General features: G+C 68.7%; 21 protein-coding genes. 13 read left to right on the top strand and 8 right to left on the bottom strand.

Translation table 11 applies throughout. The features are described 5' to 3' along the window. The 9 genes from ACT6S0_RS20180 to ACT6S0_RS20140 all read left to right on the top strand — a co-directional run. The coding region (locus ACT6S0_RS20180; protein ID WP_444765577.1) for a response regulator transcription factor at positions 1-375 on the top strand (375 nt) is incomplete at its 5' end. A gap of 256 nt (positions 376-631) precedes the next feature. Continuing rightward, positions 632-2,014, top strand: coding sequence for a sensor histidine kinase (locus ACT6S0_RS20175; RefSeq protein ID WP_444765576.1), 1,383 nt, complete (start codon positions 632-634; stop codon positions 2,012-2,014). A gap of 128 nt (positions 2,015-2,142) precedes the next feature. Beyond that, positions 2,143-3,615 (top strand): serine hydrolase domain-containing protein, encoded by a 1,473-nt coding sequence (locus ACT6S0_RS20170; protein ID WP_444765575.1) that lies wholly within the window; start codon positions 2,143-2,145, stop codon positions 3,613-3,615. Between the two features lie 78 nt (positions 3,616-3,693). Continuing rightward, the gene (locus tag ACT6S0_RS20165) at positions 3,694-4,071 is read left to right on the top strand and encodes a DUF6249 domain-containing protein (protein WP_444765574.1); all 378 of its coding nucleotides are present in this window, start codon (positions 3,694-3,696) and stop codon (positions 4,069-4,071) included. Then, positions 4,064-4,648 (top strand): RNA polymerase sigma factor, encoded by a 585-nt coding sequence (locus tag ACT6S0_RS20160; protein WP_444765573.1) that lies wholly within the window; start codon positions 4,064-4,066, stop codon positions 4,646-4,648. The genes ACT6S0_RS20165 and ACT6S0_RS20160 overlap by 8 nt, the downstream gene beginning before the upstream one ends. Beyond that, entirely contained in the window at positions 4,645-4,965 is a 321-nt protein-coding gene (locus ACT6S0_RS20155) for a hypothetical protein (protein ID WP_444765572.1), read from the top strand. Before ACT6S0_RS20160 ends, ACT6S0_RS20155 begins: the two co-directional genes overlap by 4 nt. A gap of 81 nt (positions 4,966-5,046) precedes the next feature. Further along, complete coding sequence (locus tag ACT6S0_RS20150) at positions 5,047-7,044, top strand: molybdopterin-containing oxidoreductase family protein (protein ID WP_444765571.1); 1,998 nt, start codon at positions 5,047-5,049, stop codon at positions 7,042-7,044. Continuing rightward, a complete protein-coding gene (locus ACT6S0_RS20145; protein ID WP_444765570.1) occupies positions 7,041-8,102 on the top strand; it encodes an aminopeptidase in 1,062 nt (353 codons plus the stop codon). The genes ACT6S0_RS20150 and ACT6S0_RS20145 overlap by 4 nt, the downstream gene beginning before the upstream one ends. Then, a complete protein-coding gene (locus tag ACT6S0_RS20140) occupies positions 8,068-8,601 on the top strand; it encodes a GNAT family N-acetyltransferase (protein WP_444765569.1) in 534 nt (177 codons plus the stop codon). The genes ACT6S0_RS20145 and ACT6S0_RS20140 overlap by 35 nt, the downstream gene beginning before the upstream one ends. Positions 8,602-8,626: 25 nt before the next feature. On the opposite strand, the gene ACT6S0_RS20135 is transcribed toward ACT6S0_RS20140, so the two are convergent. Genes ACT6S0_RS20135 through ACT6S0_RS20125 form a run of 3 tightly spaced genes read right to left on the bottom strand, consistent with a single transcriptional unit; the run spans position 8,627 to position 10,642 of the window. Further along, positions 8,627-8,854: a hypothetical protein gene (locus ACT6S0_RS20135; RefSeq protein WP_444765568.1), complete on the bottom strand. Its 228-nt coding sequence runs from the start codon at positions 8,852-8,854 to the stop codon at positions 8,627-8,629. Between the two features lie 55 nt (positions 8,855-8,909). Further along, the gene (locus ACT6S0_RS20130) at positions 8,910-9,872 is read right to left on the bottom strand and encodes an aldo/keto reductase (RefSeq protein ID WP_444765567.1); all 963 of its coding nucleotides are present in this window, start codon (positions 9,870-9,872) and stop codon (positions 8,910-8,912) included. Positions 9,873-9,874: 2 nt separating this feature from the next. Then, positions 9,875-10,642: a tetratricopeptide repeat protein gene (locus ACT6S0_RS20125; protein WP_444765565.1), complete on the bottom strand. Its 768-nt coding sequence runs from the start codon at positions 10,640-10,642 to the stop codon at positions 9,875-9,877. A 193-nt stretch (positions 10,643-10,835) separates the two neighbouring features. Here ACT6S0_RS20125 and ACT6S0_RS20120 point away from each other — a divergent pair, with 193 nt between their 5' ends. Beyond that, the gene (locus tag ACT6S0_RS20120) at positions 10,836-11,165 is read left to right on the top strand and encodes a polyhydroxyalkanoic acid system family protein (protein ID WP_444765564.1); all 330 of its coding nucleotides are present in this window, start codon (positions 10,836-10,838) and stop codon (positions 11,163-11,165) included. A gap of 30 nt (positions 11,166-11,195) precedes the next feature. On the opposite strand, the gene ACT6S0_RS20115 is transcribed toward ACT6S0_RS20120, so the two are convergent. Beyond that, positions 11,196-11,447 carry an acyl-CoA-binding protein gene (locus tag ACT6S0_RS20115; RefSeq protein ID WP_444765563.1) on the bottom strand — a complete coding sequence of 84 codons (252 nt, stop codon included), beginning with the start codon at positions 11,445-11,447 and terminating at the stop codon, positions 11,196-11,198. A 94-nt stretch (positions 11,448-11,541) separates the two neighbouring features. Between ACT6S0_RS20115 and ACT6S0_RS20110 the strand changes: the two genes are divergently transcribed. After that, positions 11,542-12,972, top strand: a complete 1,431-nt coding sequence (locus ACT6S0_RS20110; RefSeq protein ID WP_444765562.1) for a wax ester/triacylglycerol synthase family O-acyltransferase — start codon at positions 11,542-11,544, stop codon at positions 12,970-12,972. 12 nt (positions 12,973-12,984) lie between these two features. Here ACT6S0_RS20110 and ACT6S0_RS20105 read toward each other — a convergent pair whose 3' ends face one another. The 4 genes from ACT6S0_RS20105 to ACT6S0_RS20090 all read right to left on the bottom strand — a co-directional run bounded on the left by ACT6S0_RS20105 (position 12,985) and on the right by ACT6S0_RS20090 (position 15,386). After that, the gene (locus ACT6S0_RS20105) at positions 12,985-13,341 is read right to left on the bottom strand and encodes a hypothetical protein (RefSeq protein WP_444765561.1); all 357 of its coding nucleotides are present in this window, start codon (positions 13,339-13,341) and stop codon (positions 12,985-12,987) included. 132 nt (positions 13,342-13,473) lie between these two features. Then, positions 13,474-13,815 carry a hypothetical protein gene (locus tag ACT6S0_RS20100; RefSeq protein WP_444765560.1) on the bottom strand — a complete coding sequence of 114 codons (342 nt, stop codon included), beginning with the start codon at positions 13,813-13,815 and terminating at the stop codon, positions 13,474-13,476. 127 nt (positions 13,816-13,942) lie between these two features. Beyond that, positions 13,943-14,716 carry a hypothetical protein gene (locus tag ACT6S0_RS20095; protein ID WP_444765559.1) on the bottom strand — a complete coding sequence of 258 codons (774 nt, stop codon included), beginning with the start codon at positions 14,714-14,716 and terminating at the stop codon, positions 13,943-13,945. A gap of 10 nt (positions 14,717-14,726) precedes the next feature. Then, on the bottom strand, positions 14,727-15,386 hold the full coding sequence (locus tag ACT6S0_RS20090; protein WP_444765558.1) for a TetR/AcrR family transcriptional regulator: 660 nt from the start codon (positions 15,384-15,386) through the stop codon (positions 14,727-14,729). Between the two features lie 60 nt (positions 15,387-15,446). On the opposite strand from ACT6S0_RS20090, the gene ACT6S0_RS20085 reads away from it, so the two are divergent. Together ACT6S0_RS20085 and ACT6S0_RS20080 are read left to right on the top strand one after the other, a co-directional pair. After that, on the top strand, positions 15,447-16,367 hold the full coding sequence (locus tag ACT6S0_RS20085) for an ABC transporter ATP-binding protein (protein WP_444765557.1): 921 nt from the start codon (positions 15,447-15,449) through the stop codon (positions 16,365-16,367). Positions 16,368-16,432: 65 nt separating this feature from the next. Further along, the coding region (locus ACT6S0_RS20080; protein WP_444765556.1) for an ABC transporter permease at positions 16,433-17,178 on the top strand (746 nt) is incomplete at its 3' end.

The raw sequence follows: 17,178 nt of genomic DNA, 5'->3' as shown, positions 1-17,178 counted from the left end.
GACGACTACCTGACCAAGCCTTTCGACTTTCCCGAGCTGGAGGCGCGCCTGCATGCGCTGCTGCGCCGCGGCCGGCCGGCGGGTGCCGCGCAGCAATTGCGCGGCCTGACGCTGGACCGCGCCGCGCGCCGCGCCAGCGTGGGCGCCCAGGCGCTGGAGCTCAGCCCGCGCGAGTGGACGCTGCTGGACCTGCTGGTCGGCGAGCGCGACCGCGTCGTCACCAAACAGCAGATCGCCGAGGCCTGGGGCAGTGACGATGGCGGCTCCATCGAGGTCTATATCCACCGCCTGCGCAAGAAACTCGAAGGCTCGGGGCTGGCCGTGCGCACCGTGCGTGGTCTGGGCTACCTGCTCGAAGCGACGGCCTCGCCGTGAGCGCGAGGGCCTATGACCATGACGGGAGCCGGTGCGAGAGGGCCTGCGCGGGTGCAGGGCTAGGCGTGCGACGCCGCCTGGGCTCATGCCCAGGCAAGGCGCGCAACGACGTCATGCGCCCGCGCAGACCCTCTCCCGAAGGGTTGTCACTCAAAAGCCTGCGCGCGGCGTTGCTCGGCCCCGCTGGGGGCCTACCCCAGCTTCGCCTCAGGCTTTGCTCGCAGGCTTTTGAGTGGCAACGCATCCGTCTCCCGTCATGGTCATAGGCCCCAGCCGCTCGCTGCACCGGCAACTGCTGCTGTGGCTGCTGCTGCCACAAATCGTGCTGTGGATGGTGGCGGCTTTCGGCGCCTACCGCGTGGCCAGCCGCCATGCCGACGAACTGGTCGATGCCAGCCTGCTGCAGGCCGCCCGCGCACTGGCCCGGCAGATCCGGCCGACGGCCAGCGGCCTGTTCGTCGACCTGCCGCGCTCGGCCCAGGACATCCTGGCCGCCGATCCCGAGGACCGGGTCATGTACGCCGTCAGCTCGCCACCCGGCCAGCTGCTGCTGGGCGACGCGCGCCTGCCGCCGCCGCCGCGCACGGCAGCGTTGGGAGAGCCGGTGTTCTTCGATGCCACCGTGCCCGAGGCCATGCGCGTCGTGTCGCTGGACCTGCACCTGGGCGCCGCGGGCGCGGCAGACTCCGCGCTGCGCGTGCAGATCGCCCGCTCCAGCGCGCCGCGGGAGTTGCTGGCGCGGCGCATGCTGCTGGACACGGCGCTGCCGTTGTCCCTGTTGATCGCGCTGATGAGCATGGGCGTGTGGGCCGGCATCCGCAAGGGCCTCAAGCCGCTGGCCGAACTGCAGCGGCAGATGGAAGGCCGCCGCGCCGATGCGCTCGATCCCGTGCAGCTTCAATCCGCGCCGCCCGAAGTGCGCGCGCTGGCCGGCGCCGTCAACGAGCTGCTGGGCCAGGTGCAGCACAGCCTGGCCACGCAGCGGCGCTTCATCAGCGACGCCGCCCACCAGCTGCGCACACCGCTGGCCGGCCTGAAGAGCCAGACCGAACTGGCGCTGGAGGCGACCACCGACCCCGTGCTGCGCCAGCGCCTGGAGCGCGTGCTGCTGAGCGCCGTGCGCAGTGCCCGCCTGGTGTCGCAACTGCTGGTGCTGGCCCGCGCCGAGCCCGAGGCCGTGGCCGCGCAGGGCTGGCAGGCGGTGCACTGCGACCGCCTGGTGCGCGAGGTGGCCGCCGAATGGGTGCCGCGCGCGCTGGCTGCCGGCTGCGACCTGGGCGTGGACATCGTCAATGAGGGCCAGCGCGTGCAGGGCGTGGAGCTGCTGCTGCGCGAGGCCGTCGTCAACCTCATCGACAACGCGCTGCGCTATGCCGGCGCGGGCGCCACCATCACCGTGCGGCTGCGCCGCGCGGGCGACGATGTGTGGCTGGACGTGGAAGACAACGGCCCCGGCCTCGCGCCGGGCCTGGGCGAGCGCGCCTTCGAGCGCTTCGTGCGCGGCGCGACGACGGGGGAGGGCTGCGGCCTGGGCCTGGCCATCGTGCGCGAGATTGCCGAGAGGCATGGCGGCAGCGCGGCGCTGTTGCCCGCAGCGCCCCAGGGTTGCATCGCAAGGCTGGTGCTGCCGGCGGCTTGAGCGGGGCGGCCCGCAGCGCCTTCCGAAAAATAAATGCCGCGGCTTTGAACCCAGGCGACGGGTTGTGTGCATCCAAGCCTCCGAAGCACCCCGATGTGGCGGTGCAGTGGGAGCAAACGATGATCAGCTTGAATCGAGGCCTTTGCCGGTGTATCACGGCGGTCTGGCTGGCGGCGCTGGCGCTGTCCAGCCCGGCCGTGGCGAATGCGCGGCCCGAGGCCGCCAGCGGCCAGGCCTCACAGGGGCTCATGAGGCAGAGCGCGGCGCAGTTCTGGCAGGTCGTGACGGCCAAGCCCGAGGATAGGTTGGCGCTGCTGCAGCGCTATTTCAGCCCCGGCATGCGGGAGCGCAACGGCGACGCCGGTCTGCTCGAGACCTTTGCCACGCTCGCTGAAGTGCTGGGGTCGGACATGGCGTCCTCGCGGCCCACCGAGGTGCTCGGCGGCCCTCGCGAGGGCGAGTTGCACTACACCCTGAGCGATGGGCGACGCGTGTCCTTGAAGATCACCCTCGCGGGCGATGCGGCACCGCTGATCGAGAAGTTCGCGGTCAGGCCCTTGCCGCCGAAGGTCACTGCGGTGAAGCCGGCACAACTGCCGGCTGCCATCGACGCGCGCATCAAGGCCGAGTCCAGGGCCGGCCGATTCTCCGGGGCCGTGCTGGTGGCGCGCGGCGACGAGCTGATCCATGCGCGGGCGGCGGGAATGGCGGACCGCCAGGCCGGGCGAGCCAACCTCATCGACACCCCGTTCAATCTGGGCTCGATCAACAAGATGTTCACCGCCATCGCCATCGCCCAGTTGCAGGCCGCGGGCAAGCTGGATTGGCAGGACCGCGTCGGGCGGCATCTCCCGGACTTCCCGAATGCCAAGATCCGTGACCAGGTGACGATCCACCAGTTGTTGACCCATACCTCCGGTGTCGGCTCCTACTGGAACGAAGCCCATGCGGCACGGCGGCACGAGCTCGACACGCAGCTGGGCTTCCTGCAGACCTTTGTCGATCAGCCGCTGCTGTTCGAACCCGGCGCGGGCCTCGAGTACAGCAATGGCGGGCCGGTCATCCTGGGCCTGATCATCGAGGCGATCAGCGGCATGGACTACTACAGCTACATCCGCAAGCACATCTACGAGCCCGCCGGCATGCGCTGGGCCGACCACTTCCGGCGCGATGACCGCAGCGCCAAGTTCGCCCTCGGCTATATGAAGACCGATGCGGGCTCATGGCAGGACAACAGCCAGACGCTGAGCCTGCGTGGATCGGCCGCAGGTGGCGGATACGCCTCGGTCCGCGATCTGCATGCGTTTGCGCGCGCATTGAAGCAGGAGCGCCTGCTGACCCGGCCCCAGCTCGAAACCCTCTGGGAGGCCCGCGGCCAGACCGGCCCCATCGGTTACGGCTATCTGTTCAGCGTGGGCGGCACGCCGGCGCGGCGCTGGGTCGGCCACAACGGCGGGGCGCCGGGCATTTCGGCCGAGTTCCTCTTCTACCCCGACGACGGCCTGGTGATCGCCGTGCTGGCGAACCAGGACCACGCCGCCACGGCGATGCGCGAATGGCTGAGCGCCCTGGTGGAAGCCTCGCTTCCTGCGCGACGATAGTCAGTCGAGCACCCGAAGGCTGCCAGCGCCGGCGCTGGCGCCGATCAGCCCGTTCCCAACCACCCTTGAGCAAGCCCCATGGAAACACTTGCGATGTTCATCATTCCGGCGCTGGTTCTGCTGCCGCCCGTCCTGATCACGGCGCTGGTGCTGCGATACCGCCGCGTCCGCGCCGAAATGCGCTACCAGTTTCTGCTGAAGCTGGTCGAGTCCGGTGCGGCCTTGCCGGCGACCCTGCCCGGCGAGGCCACGCCGCAGCAGTGCGACCGGCGCCGTGCCCTGGTGCTTCTTGCCGGCGGCGCCGGCCTCAGCGCCACGCTGGTGTCGCTGCCGCTGAACTACCACCTGGGCCACCCGCTGTCCGAGCTGTGGGGCCTGGGCATCCTGCCCACGGCGCTGGGCCTGGCCTACCTGGGCAACTGGACTCTGGCCCGTCGCGGCAGTGCGCGTGGATGACCAGGAGGCGCAGGCGCGCATCGACGCGACCCTGGTGGCGCGGGCCGTCGGCGATGGCGACACGCGTGCGTTCGAGCTGCTGGTGCGCCGGCATCAGGGGCTGGTGCGCGCCCAGCTGCGCCGGCTGCTCTTCGACGATCCGGCCACGGCCGACGATCTGGCGCAGGAGACATTCGTCATCGCCTGGCGCAAGCTGGCGCAGTTTCGCGGCGACGCCCGCTTCGGGACCTGGCTCTACCGCATCGCCCACTCCTGCTTCCTGCAGTTCCTGCGCAGCAAGCGCGGGCAGCTGCAGGGGGCGGTGGATCTGGATCTCGTCGAGGCCGGCGCGCACCCCGCCCTGCATGCGACGCCCGAGCTCAAGCTCGATCTGGATGCCGCCATGCGGCGCCTGTCGACCGACCAGCGCGCGGCGCTGCTCTACTGCGTGCAACTGGGGCTCAGCCATGAGGAGGCTGCCGTGGTGATGGGCATGCCGCTGGGCAGCGTCAAGACCCATGTATCGCGCGGCAAGGCGAAGCTGCGCCAGCTGCTGCAGGACTGGGCGCAGGGCAAGCAAGGGAGGGACCAAGGATGAACGATCTGAGCGAACAGCACATCGACGAACTGCTGCGCAGCGGCTTTGAAGGCGCCGTTGCCGACGACGGCTTCTCGGCGCAAGTGATGTCCGCGCTGCCGCAGCGCCGCCGGCTGCGCGCTGCGTTGGTGCCCGGGGCGGCCCTGGTTGGCGGCCTGCTGGCGTGGCTGTCACTGCTGCCCACACCGCTGGTGCAGGGCGCAGCCAGCGAGTGGCTGGCCGGAGACGTTGGCGCCTCTCTCGTGGTCATGCACCTGGTGCTGCTGGGCTTGGGGCTGCTCAGCTGCGCCTGGGCGCTGGAGGAGGAAAGCGCATGACCCGGCGGTGAGGGTGACCCGGCGCGGGCAAGGCAACACGCCGCGCGCCACAATCGCGCCTCTGCCCGCATCGCCACTGCCATGAGCCTTCGTACCGTCTTCGGCGCCTGCCCCCACGACTGCCCCGACACCTGCGCCATGCAGGTCACCGTCGAGAACGAGCGTGTCATCAAGGTGCAGGGCCGCGCCGACCACCCCAACACGCATGGCGCGCTGTGCACCAAGGTCTCGCGCTACCCCGAGCGCACCTATCACGCCGAGCGTGTTCTGCACCCGCTCAAGCGCGTCAGCAGCAAGACCGAGGCGCCGGCCTTCGTGCAAGTGAGCTGGGCCGAGGCCATCGCCGACATCGCCGCGCGTTTGAAGGCGATCAAGGACCCGCAGGCCATTCAGCCCTACAGCTACGCCGGCACCATGGGCCTGATCCAGGGCGAGGCCATGGCGGGCCGCCTGTGGAACGCGCTGGGCGCCGCGCGGCTGGACCGCACCATCTGCGCCTCGGCCGGCGGCGCGGGTCTCGCCGCCACCTATGGCCACAAGCTGGGCATGCACACGCGCCACTTCGCGGGCGCCAAGCTCATCATCATCTGGGGCAGCAACTCCATCGCGTCCAACCTGCACTTCTGGACCTATGCGAACCAGGCCAAGCGTGAAGGCGCCAAGCTGGTCTGCATCGACCCGCGCAAGACCGAGACGGCGGACAAATGCCATCAGCACATCGCCGTGCTTCCTGGCACCGACGGCGCGCTGGCCCTGGGGCTGATGCATGAGCTGATTGCCAACGACTGGCTGGACCGCGACTACATCGAGCAGTACCTGGACGGCTGGGACGAACTTCGCGGCAAGGCCCTGGACTGGCCACCCGAGCGCGTCGCCGAGGTCTGCGGCATCACCGCCGACGAAGTGCGCAAGCTGGCGCGTGACTACGGCACGAGCAAGCCGGCGGCCATCCGCATGAACTACGGCCTGCAGCGCGTGCGCGGCGGCGGCAATGCCGTGCGGTTGATCGCGCTGCTGCCCTGCCTGACGGGTGCCTGGCGCCATCAGAGCGGCGGCGTGCTGCTGTCGGCCTCGGGCTGGAACGCGCCCTTCAAGAACCCCGATCTTGAGCGGCCCGACCTGCTCGCCGGGCGCCAGCCGCGCATGGTCAACATGAGCACCATTGGCGACGCGTTGCTGCAGGCCGACCCGCCCATCCAGGCGCTGGTCGTCTACAACAGCAACCCGGTCGCGGTGGCGCCTGAGTCGCCCAAGGTGGTGATGGGCTTCCAGCGCGAGGACCTGTTCACCGTCGTGCTTGAGCACTTCATGACCGACACGGCCGACCTGGCCGACTATGTGCTGCCGGCCACCACGCAGCTGGAGCACCTGGACGTGCACACCAGCTACGGCCACACCGACGTGCTCATGAACCAGCCGGCCATCGCACCGCTGGGCGAGGCCAAACCCAACACGCAGATCTTCCGCGAGCTGGCGGCTGCGCTGGGCCTGACCGACCCCTGCTTCAGCGACACCGACGAGCAGCTGGCCGGCCAGGCCTTCACCGCCGACATCGACATGGCCCGGCTGCGCGAGCAGGGCTGGCTGCCCCTGCCCATCCCCGAGGCGCCGTTTGCCGACGGCGGCTTTCGCACGCCGACCGGCCGCGCCCAGGCGGCGGGCGCTGACTTCGTGCCGAACTACGAGAGCGCTGCCAGCTCGCCCGAACTGGCGCGGCGATACCCGCTGGCCATGATTTCGCCGCCGGCGCGCAACTTTCTCAACAGCAGCTTCGTCAAGGTGAAGAGCCTGCGCGACATCGAGGGCGAGCCGCTGATCGAAATGCACATCGGCGACGCCGTCGAGCGCGGCCTGGTCGATGGCGCGATGGTCGCGGCCTTCAACGACCGCGGCCGCTACGTCGCCCGGCTCAAGGTCAGCACCCGCGCGCGGCCCGGCGTCGTCAACGGCCTGGGCGTGTGGTGGCGCAAGCTCGGCGCGCAGGGCAGCAACGTCAACGAGGTGACGCACCAGCGCCTGACCGACATGGGCAACGCGCCGGCCTTCTATGACTGCCTGGTGCAGGTCGAACCCGCTTGACCCTGCGCGCGCTGTTCGTCGCCGTTGCTGCACTCGCGCTGAGCGGCTGCAGCGCCGTCGGCCACTGGGGTCAGGCGGCGGGCGGCCACCTTGGCATCGTCCGCGCGGCCAAACCGGTGAGCGACTGGCTGGCTGACCCCGCCACACCGCCCGAGCTGGCCGAGCGGCTGAGGCTGTCGCAGCAGATGCGCGACTTCGCCAGCACGCGCCTGGCCCTGCCCGACAACAACAGCTACCGCCGCTATGCCGACCTCGGCCGCGCTGCCGTCGTCTGGAACATCGTCGCCGCGCCCGCATTCGGCTTCGAGCTCAAGACCTGGTGCTACCCCCTCATGGGCTGCGCCGGCTACCAGGGCTGGTTCAACCTCGACGAGGCCCGTAAGCGCGCCGAGCTGCTGAAGGCCGAGGGCTGGGAGGTGCAGGTGCAGCCCATCCCTGCCTATTCGACGCTGGGCTGGAGCCGCTGGCTCGGGGGCGACCCGCTGCTCAATACCTTCATCCGCTATCCCGAGGGCGAGCTGGCGGCGATGATCTTCCACGAGCTGTCGCACCAGCGTGTCTACGCCAGCGACGACACCGGCTTCAACGAGGCCTATGCCAGCGCCGTGGAGTTGCTGGGCGCGCGCGAATGGCTGGCAGCCCGGCCGGAAGCGCTGGCCGCCTTCGAGGCCGGCCGTGCTCGGCGGGCGCGTTTCCTGGCGCTGGCGCGCGAGGGGCGTGAGCGGCTCAAGGCGGTGTATGCCGGCCCGGCCGAATCACGCGCCGCCGCCAAGGCCGCCGTCATGGCCGAGCTGCGCGAGCGTGGGCCCAGGGAGGCGCCCGGCTACGAGGCCTGGTTCCAGCGCGCCAACAACGCCAGCTTTGCCATCCTGTCAGCCTATGACGAGCTGGTGCCAGCCTTCATGCGGTTGTTCGAACGCGAGGGGCGCGACTGGGTGAAGTTTCACGCGGCCGTCGAGCGGCTGGTGCCGCTGTCGCGGGAGGAGCGTCGGGCTACATTGCGGGGCCTTGAGGGAGGCTCCAATGACTCTGATCCTGCGACGCGTCAAGCCCGCTGACGCTGCGGCCATCGCCGAACAGTTTGGCGATCCGGATGTTTATGGCGGCACGCTGCAACTGCCGTTTGCCAGCGAGGAAATGTGGGCCCAGCGCATCGCCGGCATGAACCCGCCGGCACCCGGCTCCAACGAGCTGGTGCTGGCCGCCGTGCTGAACGACAAACCCGTGGGCCTGGCCGGTCTGCACCCGGTCGGCCCCTCGGTGCGCCGCCGCCATGCGATGGGCCTGGGCGTCACGGTCGCCAAGGCCGCGCAAGGCCAAGGCGTGGGCAACGCGTTGATGACGGCGCTGCTGGACTACGCCGACAACTGGGCGCAGGTGCTGCGCATCGAGCTGACGGTCTATCACGACAACACGCGCGCAATCCGGCTGTATGGGCGGCATGGCTTTGAGCATGAAGGGCGGCTCAAGGCATATGCGCTGCGCAATGGCGTCTACGAGGATGTGCTGACGATGGCGAGGCTGCATCCGAGGCAACCGCTGGTCAGTGCGGCTTGACCCGTCGGCCCGTCGGCCGGCGGCTTCATCGGATTTCAGCCGGGAATTTAGGCGCAGCGGGCTTGCCGGCCTGAGCGTCGATCCGCTTCAACATCTGGCGGTCCACACCGTCCCAACGTACCGGCTCGGCAGCGTGGAGGGTGGGTTCGATCGCCTTCTGGCGAGGCGTCGCGCCATCGACCCCAGCAGACAGGGCGGCGGTCGATGCGAGCAGCGTGACGGCCAACGGGGTGATTGACTTGAGCGGCAGCATGGCTTGTCCTGGCAATCCGGGGCGGTGGTGGGGTTCTGCGGTGCGCGGTTGACTGTCAAGGCAACGCCTGCCCCCGCGCCGCCACATACAGCCGGTACCACTCGTCTCGCGTCAGCTGGATCTTCACCGCATCGACACAGTCACGAATCCGCTCCGCGTTGCCACTGCCGATGATCGGCTGGATGCCCGCCGGATGTCGCAGCAGCCAGGCCAGCAACACGGCGTTGACAGTGGTGCGGTGGGTCTCGGCGATCTCGTGAACGGCCTTGGCCGCAGCCGACGCCACCGGGTCGTTGAAGCGACCCTGCGCCAGCGACCCCCAGGCCTGCAGCTGCACGCCGTGCTGCTGCGCATATTCCAGCGTGCCCGCCCAGCCGACACCGCCCGGCCTTGTCGCGGCCTGCGGGTCGTTGAAGGTGGTGCCCGCGTCGATGGCGTCCAGCTTGGCCAGGCTCAGCTCCAGCTGGTTCACCACCAGCGGTTCGGCGAGCGCCGTCTGCAGCCAGCGCATCTGCCCGGCGTGCATGTTGGACACGCCCAGGTGCCCGACCTTGCCGGCCGCCTTGAGCCGGCCGAAGGCGCGGGCGACCTCGGCGGGTTCCATCAGCGCGTCGGGGCGGTGCAGCAGCAGGATGTCGATGCGCTCGACGGCCAGGCGCTGCAGGATGCCGTCGACGCTTTTCTCGATGTAGTCGGCGCTGAGGTCGTAGCGGCCCGGTGCCGTGTCATCGCCGAAGCGGATGCCGCACTTGCTTTGCAGTCTGACTTTGGCGCGCAGGCCGGCGTCGCGCTTGAGCAGCTCGCCGAACACGGCCTCGGCCTTGCCGCGGCGGTAGATGTCGGCGTGGTCGAACAGCGTGATGCCGATGCCCAGTGCCGCCTCGACGGCCGCGTGGGCATGGGCGATGTCGGCCTCGGTGACCGGGCCGCCGGACCAGTCGCCGCCGAGGGCCATGCAGCCGTAGACGAGGGGGCCGACGTCGATCAGGTGGGTGTTGAGCGGGAGCGGTCGAGACATGGTCAGGCGGTGGAGGTGGGGCCGGCATCATGCGCCAGCGGGCCGCCGTTGCGCCAGCCGAACAGGCCGCCGAGGGCCGCAGCCAGGCCGGCGATGACGGCGGTGATGCTGGCCGCGCGCAGCAGCCGGCGACGTTGCTGATGGCTGCGCATCGCCTGGCGGGCGGGGTTGCTGGCCAGCTCGTGCATCAGCGTGATCTCAAGCTGGCGCTCCTCGATGGCGCGGCTGAGTTCGGCGCCGTGGTCCAGGCGCCGCACCAGTTCGCGCACGGCGACCAGCTCGCGCTTGCGGATGCGCAGGCCCGGGGCCCTCAGCGGGCTGCCCAGCGCACGTGCACGCAGGAACAAGGCCTTGGCGGCCAGGCGGTCGGGCTGGCAGCCCCAGCCGGCGTCGAGGCAACTGGCCAGGTTGAAGGTGGCATCGGCATGGCCCTGGGCGGCGGCGGCGGTGTAGAGGGCGACGGCGCGGGCCGCATCGGGGTCGCCACCCCAGCCGGCCACGAGCATGCGGGCGAGGTGGAACTTCGCCGTCACGCTGCCCGCGCTGGCGGCGCGTTCCAGGCGCTCGCGGGCCTGGATGGGCTCGCGCGGCAGGCCGAGGCCTTCGAGCTGGCACAGGGCCAGCATGGCCAGCCCTTCGGCATTGTCGGAATCGGCGGCGACGCGGAACCAGTAGACGGCCTGCTCGTGGTCGGGCTCGGCAGCATGGAAGTGATGCCGCCCTTCGGTGAGGGGGTCGAGGCTGTGGGGGTTGGGGTCGACAAGGCGCATGGGTTCTCCCTGGGCACGAGTTTGTCGCTCGCCTTTTAGGCGCCGAAGTATGCGTGTAAACAGGCAGGCAGAGGGTCTGCCAGATGCGACACGAGGCTTCTCGCGTAGAGTGCAGCGCACCAGCAGCCGCTGGCCTGCCAGCCCGTGCAGCGCAGCGCCCGCGCTGGCATCCACCGACCCAAGGAGAGCCGACGTGGCCGAGATCCGCATTCACCGAGACCACGCGCTGGGCCTGAAGAAGGCACGCGAGATCGCCTGGCAATGGGCCGAACAGGTCGAAGAGAAGTTCGACATGGCCTGCACGGTGCACGAGGGTGCCGACGGCGACACCGTGGAGTTCACGCGTTCGGGCGTGAAGGGTGAGTTGACGGTGGCGCAAGACCACTTCGAGCTGGTGGCCCAGCTGGGCTTTCTGCTCGGTGCCTTCAAGAAGACCATTGAGGGCGAGATCGAGAAGGAGCTCGACTCGCTGCTGGCCGCAGGCGCCAGCAAGAAGGCGCCGGCCAAGAAGAAACCGGCCTGAAGCCGGTTCCCTCCGGTCGACTGCGTCGATCTACTTCAGTGATTCGATCAGGTCGACGTACTGCTGCATGGCCTCGTCGGTCGACGTGCCCTTGAGTTCGTTCCAGGCGTCCCACTTGGCGCGCCCGACCATGTCGGTGAAGCCGGGGCGCTTGCCGTCGACGTCGCCGGCGCTGCCCTGCTTGTAGAGCGCGTAGAGCTTGAGCAGGGTGGCGTTGTCGGGCCGCTCTGACAAGTTCTTGGAGTCGGCGACGGCGGCTTCGAATTGGTCTTTCAGGCTCACGGGGTTCTCCAGGCTGATAGGGGCGTCGAATCTCATGACAATCGACGGGGGCCCCGCAGTTTAGGCCGCGAGAACAACACATCGAGGAGACCGAATGGGCCAGACCAGCGAACGCATGTCCAAGGTGGATACCGCCTGGCTGCGCATGGACACCGAGGCCAACCTGATGATGATCGTCGGCGTCTGGTCCATCCGCCCCGGCATCACGCTGACCGCCCTGCGCGAGCGCGTCGCGGAGCGGCTGCTGCAGTACCCGCGCTTCCGGCAGAAGGTCGTCGAGGACGCGTTGCTGGGCGCGCAGTGGGTGGTGGACCGCGACTTCGACATCGCGCGTCATGTCATTGCCGAGCTGCCGCTGCCGCTGCGCGGCCAGAGCCGCGACCAGGTGCTGCGCGAGCGCGTCGCCGAACTGTGCTCGGAGCCACTGGACCCGGCGCATCCGCTGTGGCAGTTCCAGCTCATCGAGGACATGGGCGACGGCACCAGTGCGCTGATCGCGCGCATCCACCACTGCATTGCCGACGGCATCGCGTTGATCGCCGTGATGCTGTCCATCACCGATGGCGGCCAGGCGCCGCCCCGGCGTGCGCCCCGCGTCGGGGAGGAGCCCGACTGGCTGCTCGACGCCTTTCTGCGCCCCATCAGCAACATGACCGTGAAGGCCATCGGCCTGACCGGCAAGGGCGTCTCCAAGGGCGTGGACACGATGATGGCGGCGGGCACGCCGATGGATGCCTCGATGGAGATGGCCCGCATGGGCTACCAGGCGGTGTCCGACGTGGCCGCGTTCGCGTTGATGCCCGACGACTCGCCGACGCGGCTCAAGGGCAAGCCCGGCGCGACCAAGACGGTGGCCTGGGACGACAGCCTGGCGCTGGACGAAGTCAAGGCCGTCGGTAAGGCGCTCGGCGCCTCCATCAATGACGTGCTGCTGGCCTGCGCGGCCGGCGCCATCGGCCGCTATCTGGCGGACAAGGGCGAGGACCCGGCGGGCAAGGAGATCCGCGCGATGGTGCCGGTCAACCTGCGTCCGCTGGAACAGGCCTGGCAGCTGGGCAACCGCTTCGGCCTGGTGCCGCTGGTGCTGCCCATCGGCATCGCCAACCCCGTCGAGCGGCTGTTCGCGGTGCGGGCGCGCATGAGCGAGTTGAAGGGCAGCTTCCAGCCGGTGATGGCCTTCGGCCTGCTGTCGGTGGCGGGCCTGCTGATCAAGCCGGTGCAGCACGCGATGCTCAACATCTTCGCCCGCAAGGCCACGGCCGTGATGACCAATGTGCCGGGGCCCGACAAGGCGCTGAAGTTCTGCGGCGCCACGGTCGAGAAGGTGATGTTCTGGGTGCCCCAGTCCGGCGACATCGGCATGGGGGTCAGCATCCTGACCTATGCCGGCCGCGTGCAATTCGGCCTCATCACGGACCGCGGCCTGTGCCCCGACCCCGAGGCCATCATCGCCAACTTCGCACCGGAGTTCGAGAAGCTGCTGGTGCTCGCGTTGATGATGCCCTGGGGGGGCGACGCGACCTGAACCGCCGCCCGTCTACTTCGGTTTGGCGGCGGTTGCGGTCGCGTTGGCAAGAGGCTTCTTGGACTTCGCCTTCCCGGCCGAGGGCGGGTGGGCCAGGGCGACCGTGGCCGGGTCGGCCTTCTCCAGGTAGAGCGCGTACTGCGCTTCGTCGCAGGGCTTGGCGTCGTTGTAGTAGCGGTTGTCGCCCTTGTAGCGCTCGCCGGTGAACGCGGGGCCGGGGTTGCCAGGTGGGTGGTGGGCGTTGTAGCTGGCGTAGCTCTGCGAGCAGCCGTCGCGCAAGAACGCCTGGGCATGATCCGCAGGCGTGTTGGCGGCGAGTGCGGGGAGGGTGGACACCAGAGCGGCGATTGCCGTTGCAAGAACTCTCATGGTTGACCTCCATGCGGCGGGGAGTGCTATCTAGCTTAGGCCTTGGTGGCGACAAATGCACGTGCGCGCGAGCCAGCCGCAAAAACAAAAGGCGCTCCGGAGAGCGCCTTGTGAAACATCTGGGAAAACCGTTCAGAGGCGGGAGGGCTCGGCCTTCTTCTTGGTCGTCGGGCGGCCGGCGGCGGTCGGGTAGGCGTTCATCACCTTGGCCGGGTCAGCCTTGTTGTCCAGGTAGGCGGCGTATTGCTGCGTGGTGCAGGGCAGCAGCTTGCCAGGCCTGGCCTCGCCCTTGTACTTGCCATTGGCGTAGACGAACTGGTACTCGTTGGACGCGACCGGCGTGGCGATGCTGCTGGTGTCGCTGTAGCTTTGTGCGCACTCGGCGCGCAGCTCGGCTTGCTCGGGCGTGCCCTTGTTACTGGCTTGGGCAGAGAAGGCGGTAACGACGGCGACGGCAGGGATCAGGAGCTTCATGGCGCGGTCTCGTTTGCGGGGTGGCTGATGGGAGCGAAGCTTACGCTGCGAGGGCCGGGCTTGCACCCCCGGAGGCGCGGGAGGCCGGGCCGTGACGAATTTCACGACCGAGCTGCGCCAGCGTGAACTAGTCCTCAAGTTCCTCTTTGGCCAGCTCGATGTCGAGCAGCTCCATCGCGTCCATCGCCTCGCAGGCAGCGGCGTCGGCGTACAGCTGCTCGGCTTCCTTCATGCGCTTGTCGCCCTCCAGCATGACCAGGCCGTTGGCGCGCTCGATCATCGCGATGGCGCTGGTCGGGTTGAGCTTGATGGCCTGCTCGAACATCTTGAGACCGGTGGCCGCATCGGCCCCTTGGGTGCGGCCCAGCAGCTTGCCGACCTTGTCAATGACCTCGGCATGGAAGGCACCCAGCGCGATGTGGGCGTCGGCATGCTTGGGCGACAGCGCGATGGTCGTCTCGAGCGCATTCTTGACCTTGCTGCCCAGGCCCTGCGCGAGCGCCTTCGCGACGCTGATGCCCTGGCCGTAGCGGCCGATGGCATAGGCCTGCCAGTAGTAGGCATTCGGATTCTTGGGCTCGTCGGCCTGCTGCGCCTCGGCGCGCTCGGCGATCTCCAGGAACATCTCCAGCTTCACCTTCTCCTTCTTCTCCAGGTAGTTGGCGTAGATGCCCTGGGCCTTGTTGGCGACGGTGATGCCGGCGCCGCCTGCGGCGAGGCCCGCGTCGTAGGCGGCCTGGAAATCACCGGCGTGGAAGTGGGCCCAGGCCTGCAAGACGGCAGCGTCCTTGGGCACGGGCTCGGCATCGCCGGCATGCAGCCGCGCCCAGTGCTTCTTCAGCGTGGCCGGCGTGTAGACGAAGGCGCTGTTGTCGTACGGGAAGGCGGTCCACTTGGCCATGGCTTGTCTCCTAGGGTGATTGGTATTGACCGGCGAGCTTGAAGAGGTGGTCCTTGGACGCCTGCTCAAGATAGGGTAGCAGCAGGCTCAACGCATGGAAGGCGCCGCGCATCAGCGCCATGCCGGCGCGATCGGGCTCCAGTGCATGGCGCGGGTCGCGCACGTATTCGTAGCTCAGCCAGTAGCTGACGACGACGACCATCGCGTTGGCCGTCGGCGCGGCTTCACGCAGGTCCATCTTGAGCGCGCCGCCCAGATGCAGGCCGGACAGCACGTTGCGCATCGCCTGCTCCTTGGCGGCGAGCAGGGTCTGGAAGTGGGTCTCCAGCCGGCGGTTCTTGAACAGCAGGTCGTTCAAGTCGCGGTAGAGAAAGCGGAACTTCCAGATCAGCTCGAAGAGCATGTGGAAGAACAGCCACGCGTCCTCCACGTTGCGCACGTTGTCGGCCGCCGCCAGCAGCTCGTTGAGCTCGGCCTCGTAGCGGCCGAAGAGCGCATTGATCAGCTCGTCCTTGGCCGGGTAGTGGTAGTAGAGATTGCCCGGGCTGATCTTCAGTTCGGCCGAGATCAGCGTCGTCGACACATTGGGCTCGCCGAAGCTGTTGAAGAGATCCAGCGTGACCTCCAGGATGCGCTCGGCGGTGCGGCGTGGGCGTTTGGGCGTGGGCATCGCGGGGGATTCTGGCAGTGATCAGCGCCGAAGTCGGGCCAACTTTTAGAATCGCAGGCTATGCCGAACCACAGTTCCCCGCCCGCCATCTCCTTCGAGAACGTCAAGAAAACATACCGGGGAGGGGAGGTCAAGGCGCTGGACGGTGTGTCATTTGACATCCAAGCGGGCGAGTTTTTCGGCCTGCTCGGCCCCAACGGCGCCGGCAAGACGACGCTGATCAGTGTGCTCGCAGGCCTGACCAGGGCCACCGAGGGCCGGGTGCGCGTGATGGGCCACGACGTCGTCGACGACTATGCCGCCGCCCGCCAGGCGCTGGGCGTGGTGCCGCAGGAGCTGGTCTTCGACCCCTTTTTCAGCGTGCGCGAATCGCTGCGCATCCAGAGCGGCTATTTCGGCGTGCAGCGCAATGACGACTGGATCGATGAGCTGCTGCACAACCTGGGCCTGGCCGACAAGGCCAACGCCAATATGCGCCAGCTCTCCGGTGGCATGAAGCGCCGCGTGCTGGTGGCCCAGGCCCTGGTGCACCGCCCGCCGGTCATCGTGCTGGACGAGCCGACCGCCGGGGTCGACGTGGAGCTGCGCCAGACGCTGTGGCAGTTCATCGCCCGCCTGAACAAGGAGGGCCACACGGTGCTGCTGACCACGCACTACCTGGAAGAAGCCGAGGCCCTGTGCCAGCGCATCGGCATGCTGAAGAACGGCCGCATCGTGGCGCTGGACCGCACCTCGCAGCTGCTGGCCGGCACGGCGTCGACGATGCTGCGCTTCAAGACCGATGCGGCGCTGCCGCCCGACATCGCGGCGCGGGCGCGGGTGACGGGGCGCATCGTGCAGGTCACGGCGCATGACGCCCACGAGGTCGAGACGACGCTGGCCGAGCTGCGCGCCACGGGCGTTGCGGTCGAAGACCTGGAGATCGGCCGCGCGGACCTTGAGGACGTGTTCCTCGAAATCATGCAGGGGGAGCACGCATGAGCGCCGCGCCGGGCCGTCCCAAGCAAGCTCGCTCCCGCTTGGCGGGACAGCGCGAAGCGCGAAGGGTGCACACATTCAGCGGCGCCTCGACCCTCTTCAAGAAGGAAGTGCTGCGCTTCTGGAAGGTCGCCTTCCAGACGGTCTGCGCGCCGGTGCTGACGGCGGTGATGTACCTGCTCGTCTTCGGCCACACGCTTGAAGACCATGTGAAGGTCTACGACAGCGTCGGCTACACGCAGTTCCTGATTCCCGGCCTGGTGATGATGAGCGTGCTGCAGAACGCGTTCGCCAACAGCTCGTCCAGCCTCATCCAGAGCAAGATCACCGGCAACCTGGTCTTCCTGCTGCTGACGCCGTTGTCGCCGCTGGCCTGGTTCGTCGCCTACGTCGGCGCGGCCGTCGTGCGCGGGCTGATGGTGGGCGCCGGCGTGCTGCTGGTGACCGTGTGGTTTGCGCCGCCGGGAATGGACAACTTCCTGTGGGTGCTCGTCTTCACCGTGCTGGGCGCCGGCCTGATGGGCACGCTGGGCCTGATCGCAGGCCTGTGGGCCGAGAAGTTCGACCAGCTCGCCGCCTTCCAGAACTTCATCATCATGCCGATGACGTTTTTGTCCGGCGTCTTCTACTCGGTGCACTCGCTGCCAAGCTTCTGGCTCGGCATCAGCCACCTGAACCCGTTCTTCTACATGATCGACGGCTTTCGCTGCGGCTTCTTCGGCGTCAGCGACGTGTCGCCGTGGCTGAGCCTGGGCGTTGTCGGGGTGAGCTTCGCGGTGACGTCTGTGCTGGCTTTGTCGCTGCTGAAGAGGGG

The sequence above is a fragment of the Roseateles sp. genome, from assembly GCF_052436255.1.
Taxonomy (GTDB): Bacteria; Pseudomonadota; Gammaproteobacteria; order Burkholderiales; family Burkholderiaceae_C; genus Pelomonas.
Note: the sequence above shows the minus strand (reverse complement) of the source record. Positions and strands in the feature narration are given on the sequence as shown.

Excerpts from the sequence above, each read along its gene's own strand:
- ACT6S0_RS20175 (WP_444765576.1), top strand. The coding sequence starts at position 632 with ATGGTCATAGGCCCCAGCCGCTCGCTGCACCGGCAACTGCTGCTGTGG.
- ACT6S0_RS20165 (WP_444765574.1), top strand. The coding sequence starts at position 3,694 with ATGGAAACACTTGCGATGTTCATCATTCCGGCGCTGGTTCTGCTGCCG.
- ACT6S0_RS20155 (WP_444765572.1), top strand. The coding sequence starts at position 4,645 with ATGAACGATCTGAGCGAACAGCACATCGACGAACTGCTGCGCAGCGGC.
- ACT6S0_RS20150 (WP_444765571.1), top strand. The coding sequence starts at position 5,047 with ATGAGCCTTCGTACCGTCTTCGGCGCCTGCCCCCACGACTGCCCCGAC.
- ACT6S0_RS20140 (WP_444765569.1), top strand. The coding sequence starts at position 8,068 with ATGACTCTGATCCTGCGACGCGTCAAGCCCGCTGACGCTGCGGCCATC.
- ACT6S0_RS20135 (WP_444765568.1), bottom strand. The coding sequence starts at position 8,854 with ATGCTGCCGCTCAAGTCAATCACCCCGTTGGCCGTCACGCTGCTCGCA.
- ACT6S0_RS20130 (WP_444765567.1), bottom strand. The coding sequence starts at position 9,872 with ATGTCTCGACCGCTCCCGCTCAACACCCACCTGATCGACGTCGGCCCC.
- ACT6S0_RS20125 (WP_444765565.1), bottom strand. The coding sequence starts at position 10,642 with ATGCGCCTTGTCGACCCCAACCCCCACAGCCTCGACCCCCTCACCGAA.
- ACT6S0_RS20110 (WP_444765562.1), top strand. The coding sequence starts at position 11,542 with ATGGGCCAGACCAGCGAACGCATGTCCAAGGTGGATACCGCCTGGCTG.
- ACT6S0_RS20105 (WP_444765561.1), bottom strand. The coding sequence starts at position 13,341 with ATGAGAGTTCTTGCAACGGCAATCGCCGCTCTGGTGTCCACCCTCCCC.
- ACT6S0_RS20100 (WP_444765560.1), bottom strand. The coding sequence starts at position 13,815 with ATGAAGCTCCTGATCCCTGCCGTCGCCGTCGTTACCGCCTTCTCTGCC.
- ACT6S0_RS20095 (WP_444765559.1), bottom strand. The coding sequence starts at position 14,716 with ATGGCCAAGTGGACCGCCTTCCCGTACGACAACAGCGCCTTCGTCTAC.
- ACT6S0_RS20090 (WP_444765558.1), bottom strand. The coding sequence starts at position 15,386 with ATGCCCACGCCCAAACGCCCACGCCGCACCGCCGAGCGCATCCTGGAG.
- ACT6S0_RS20085 (WP_444765557.1), top strand. The coding sequence starts at position 15,447 with ATGCCGAACCACAGTTCCCCGCCCGCCATCTCCTTCGAGAACGTCAAG.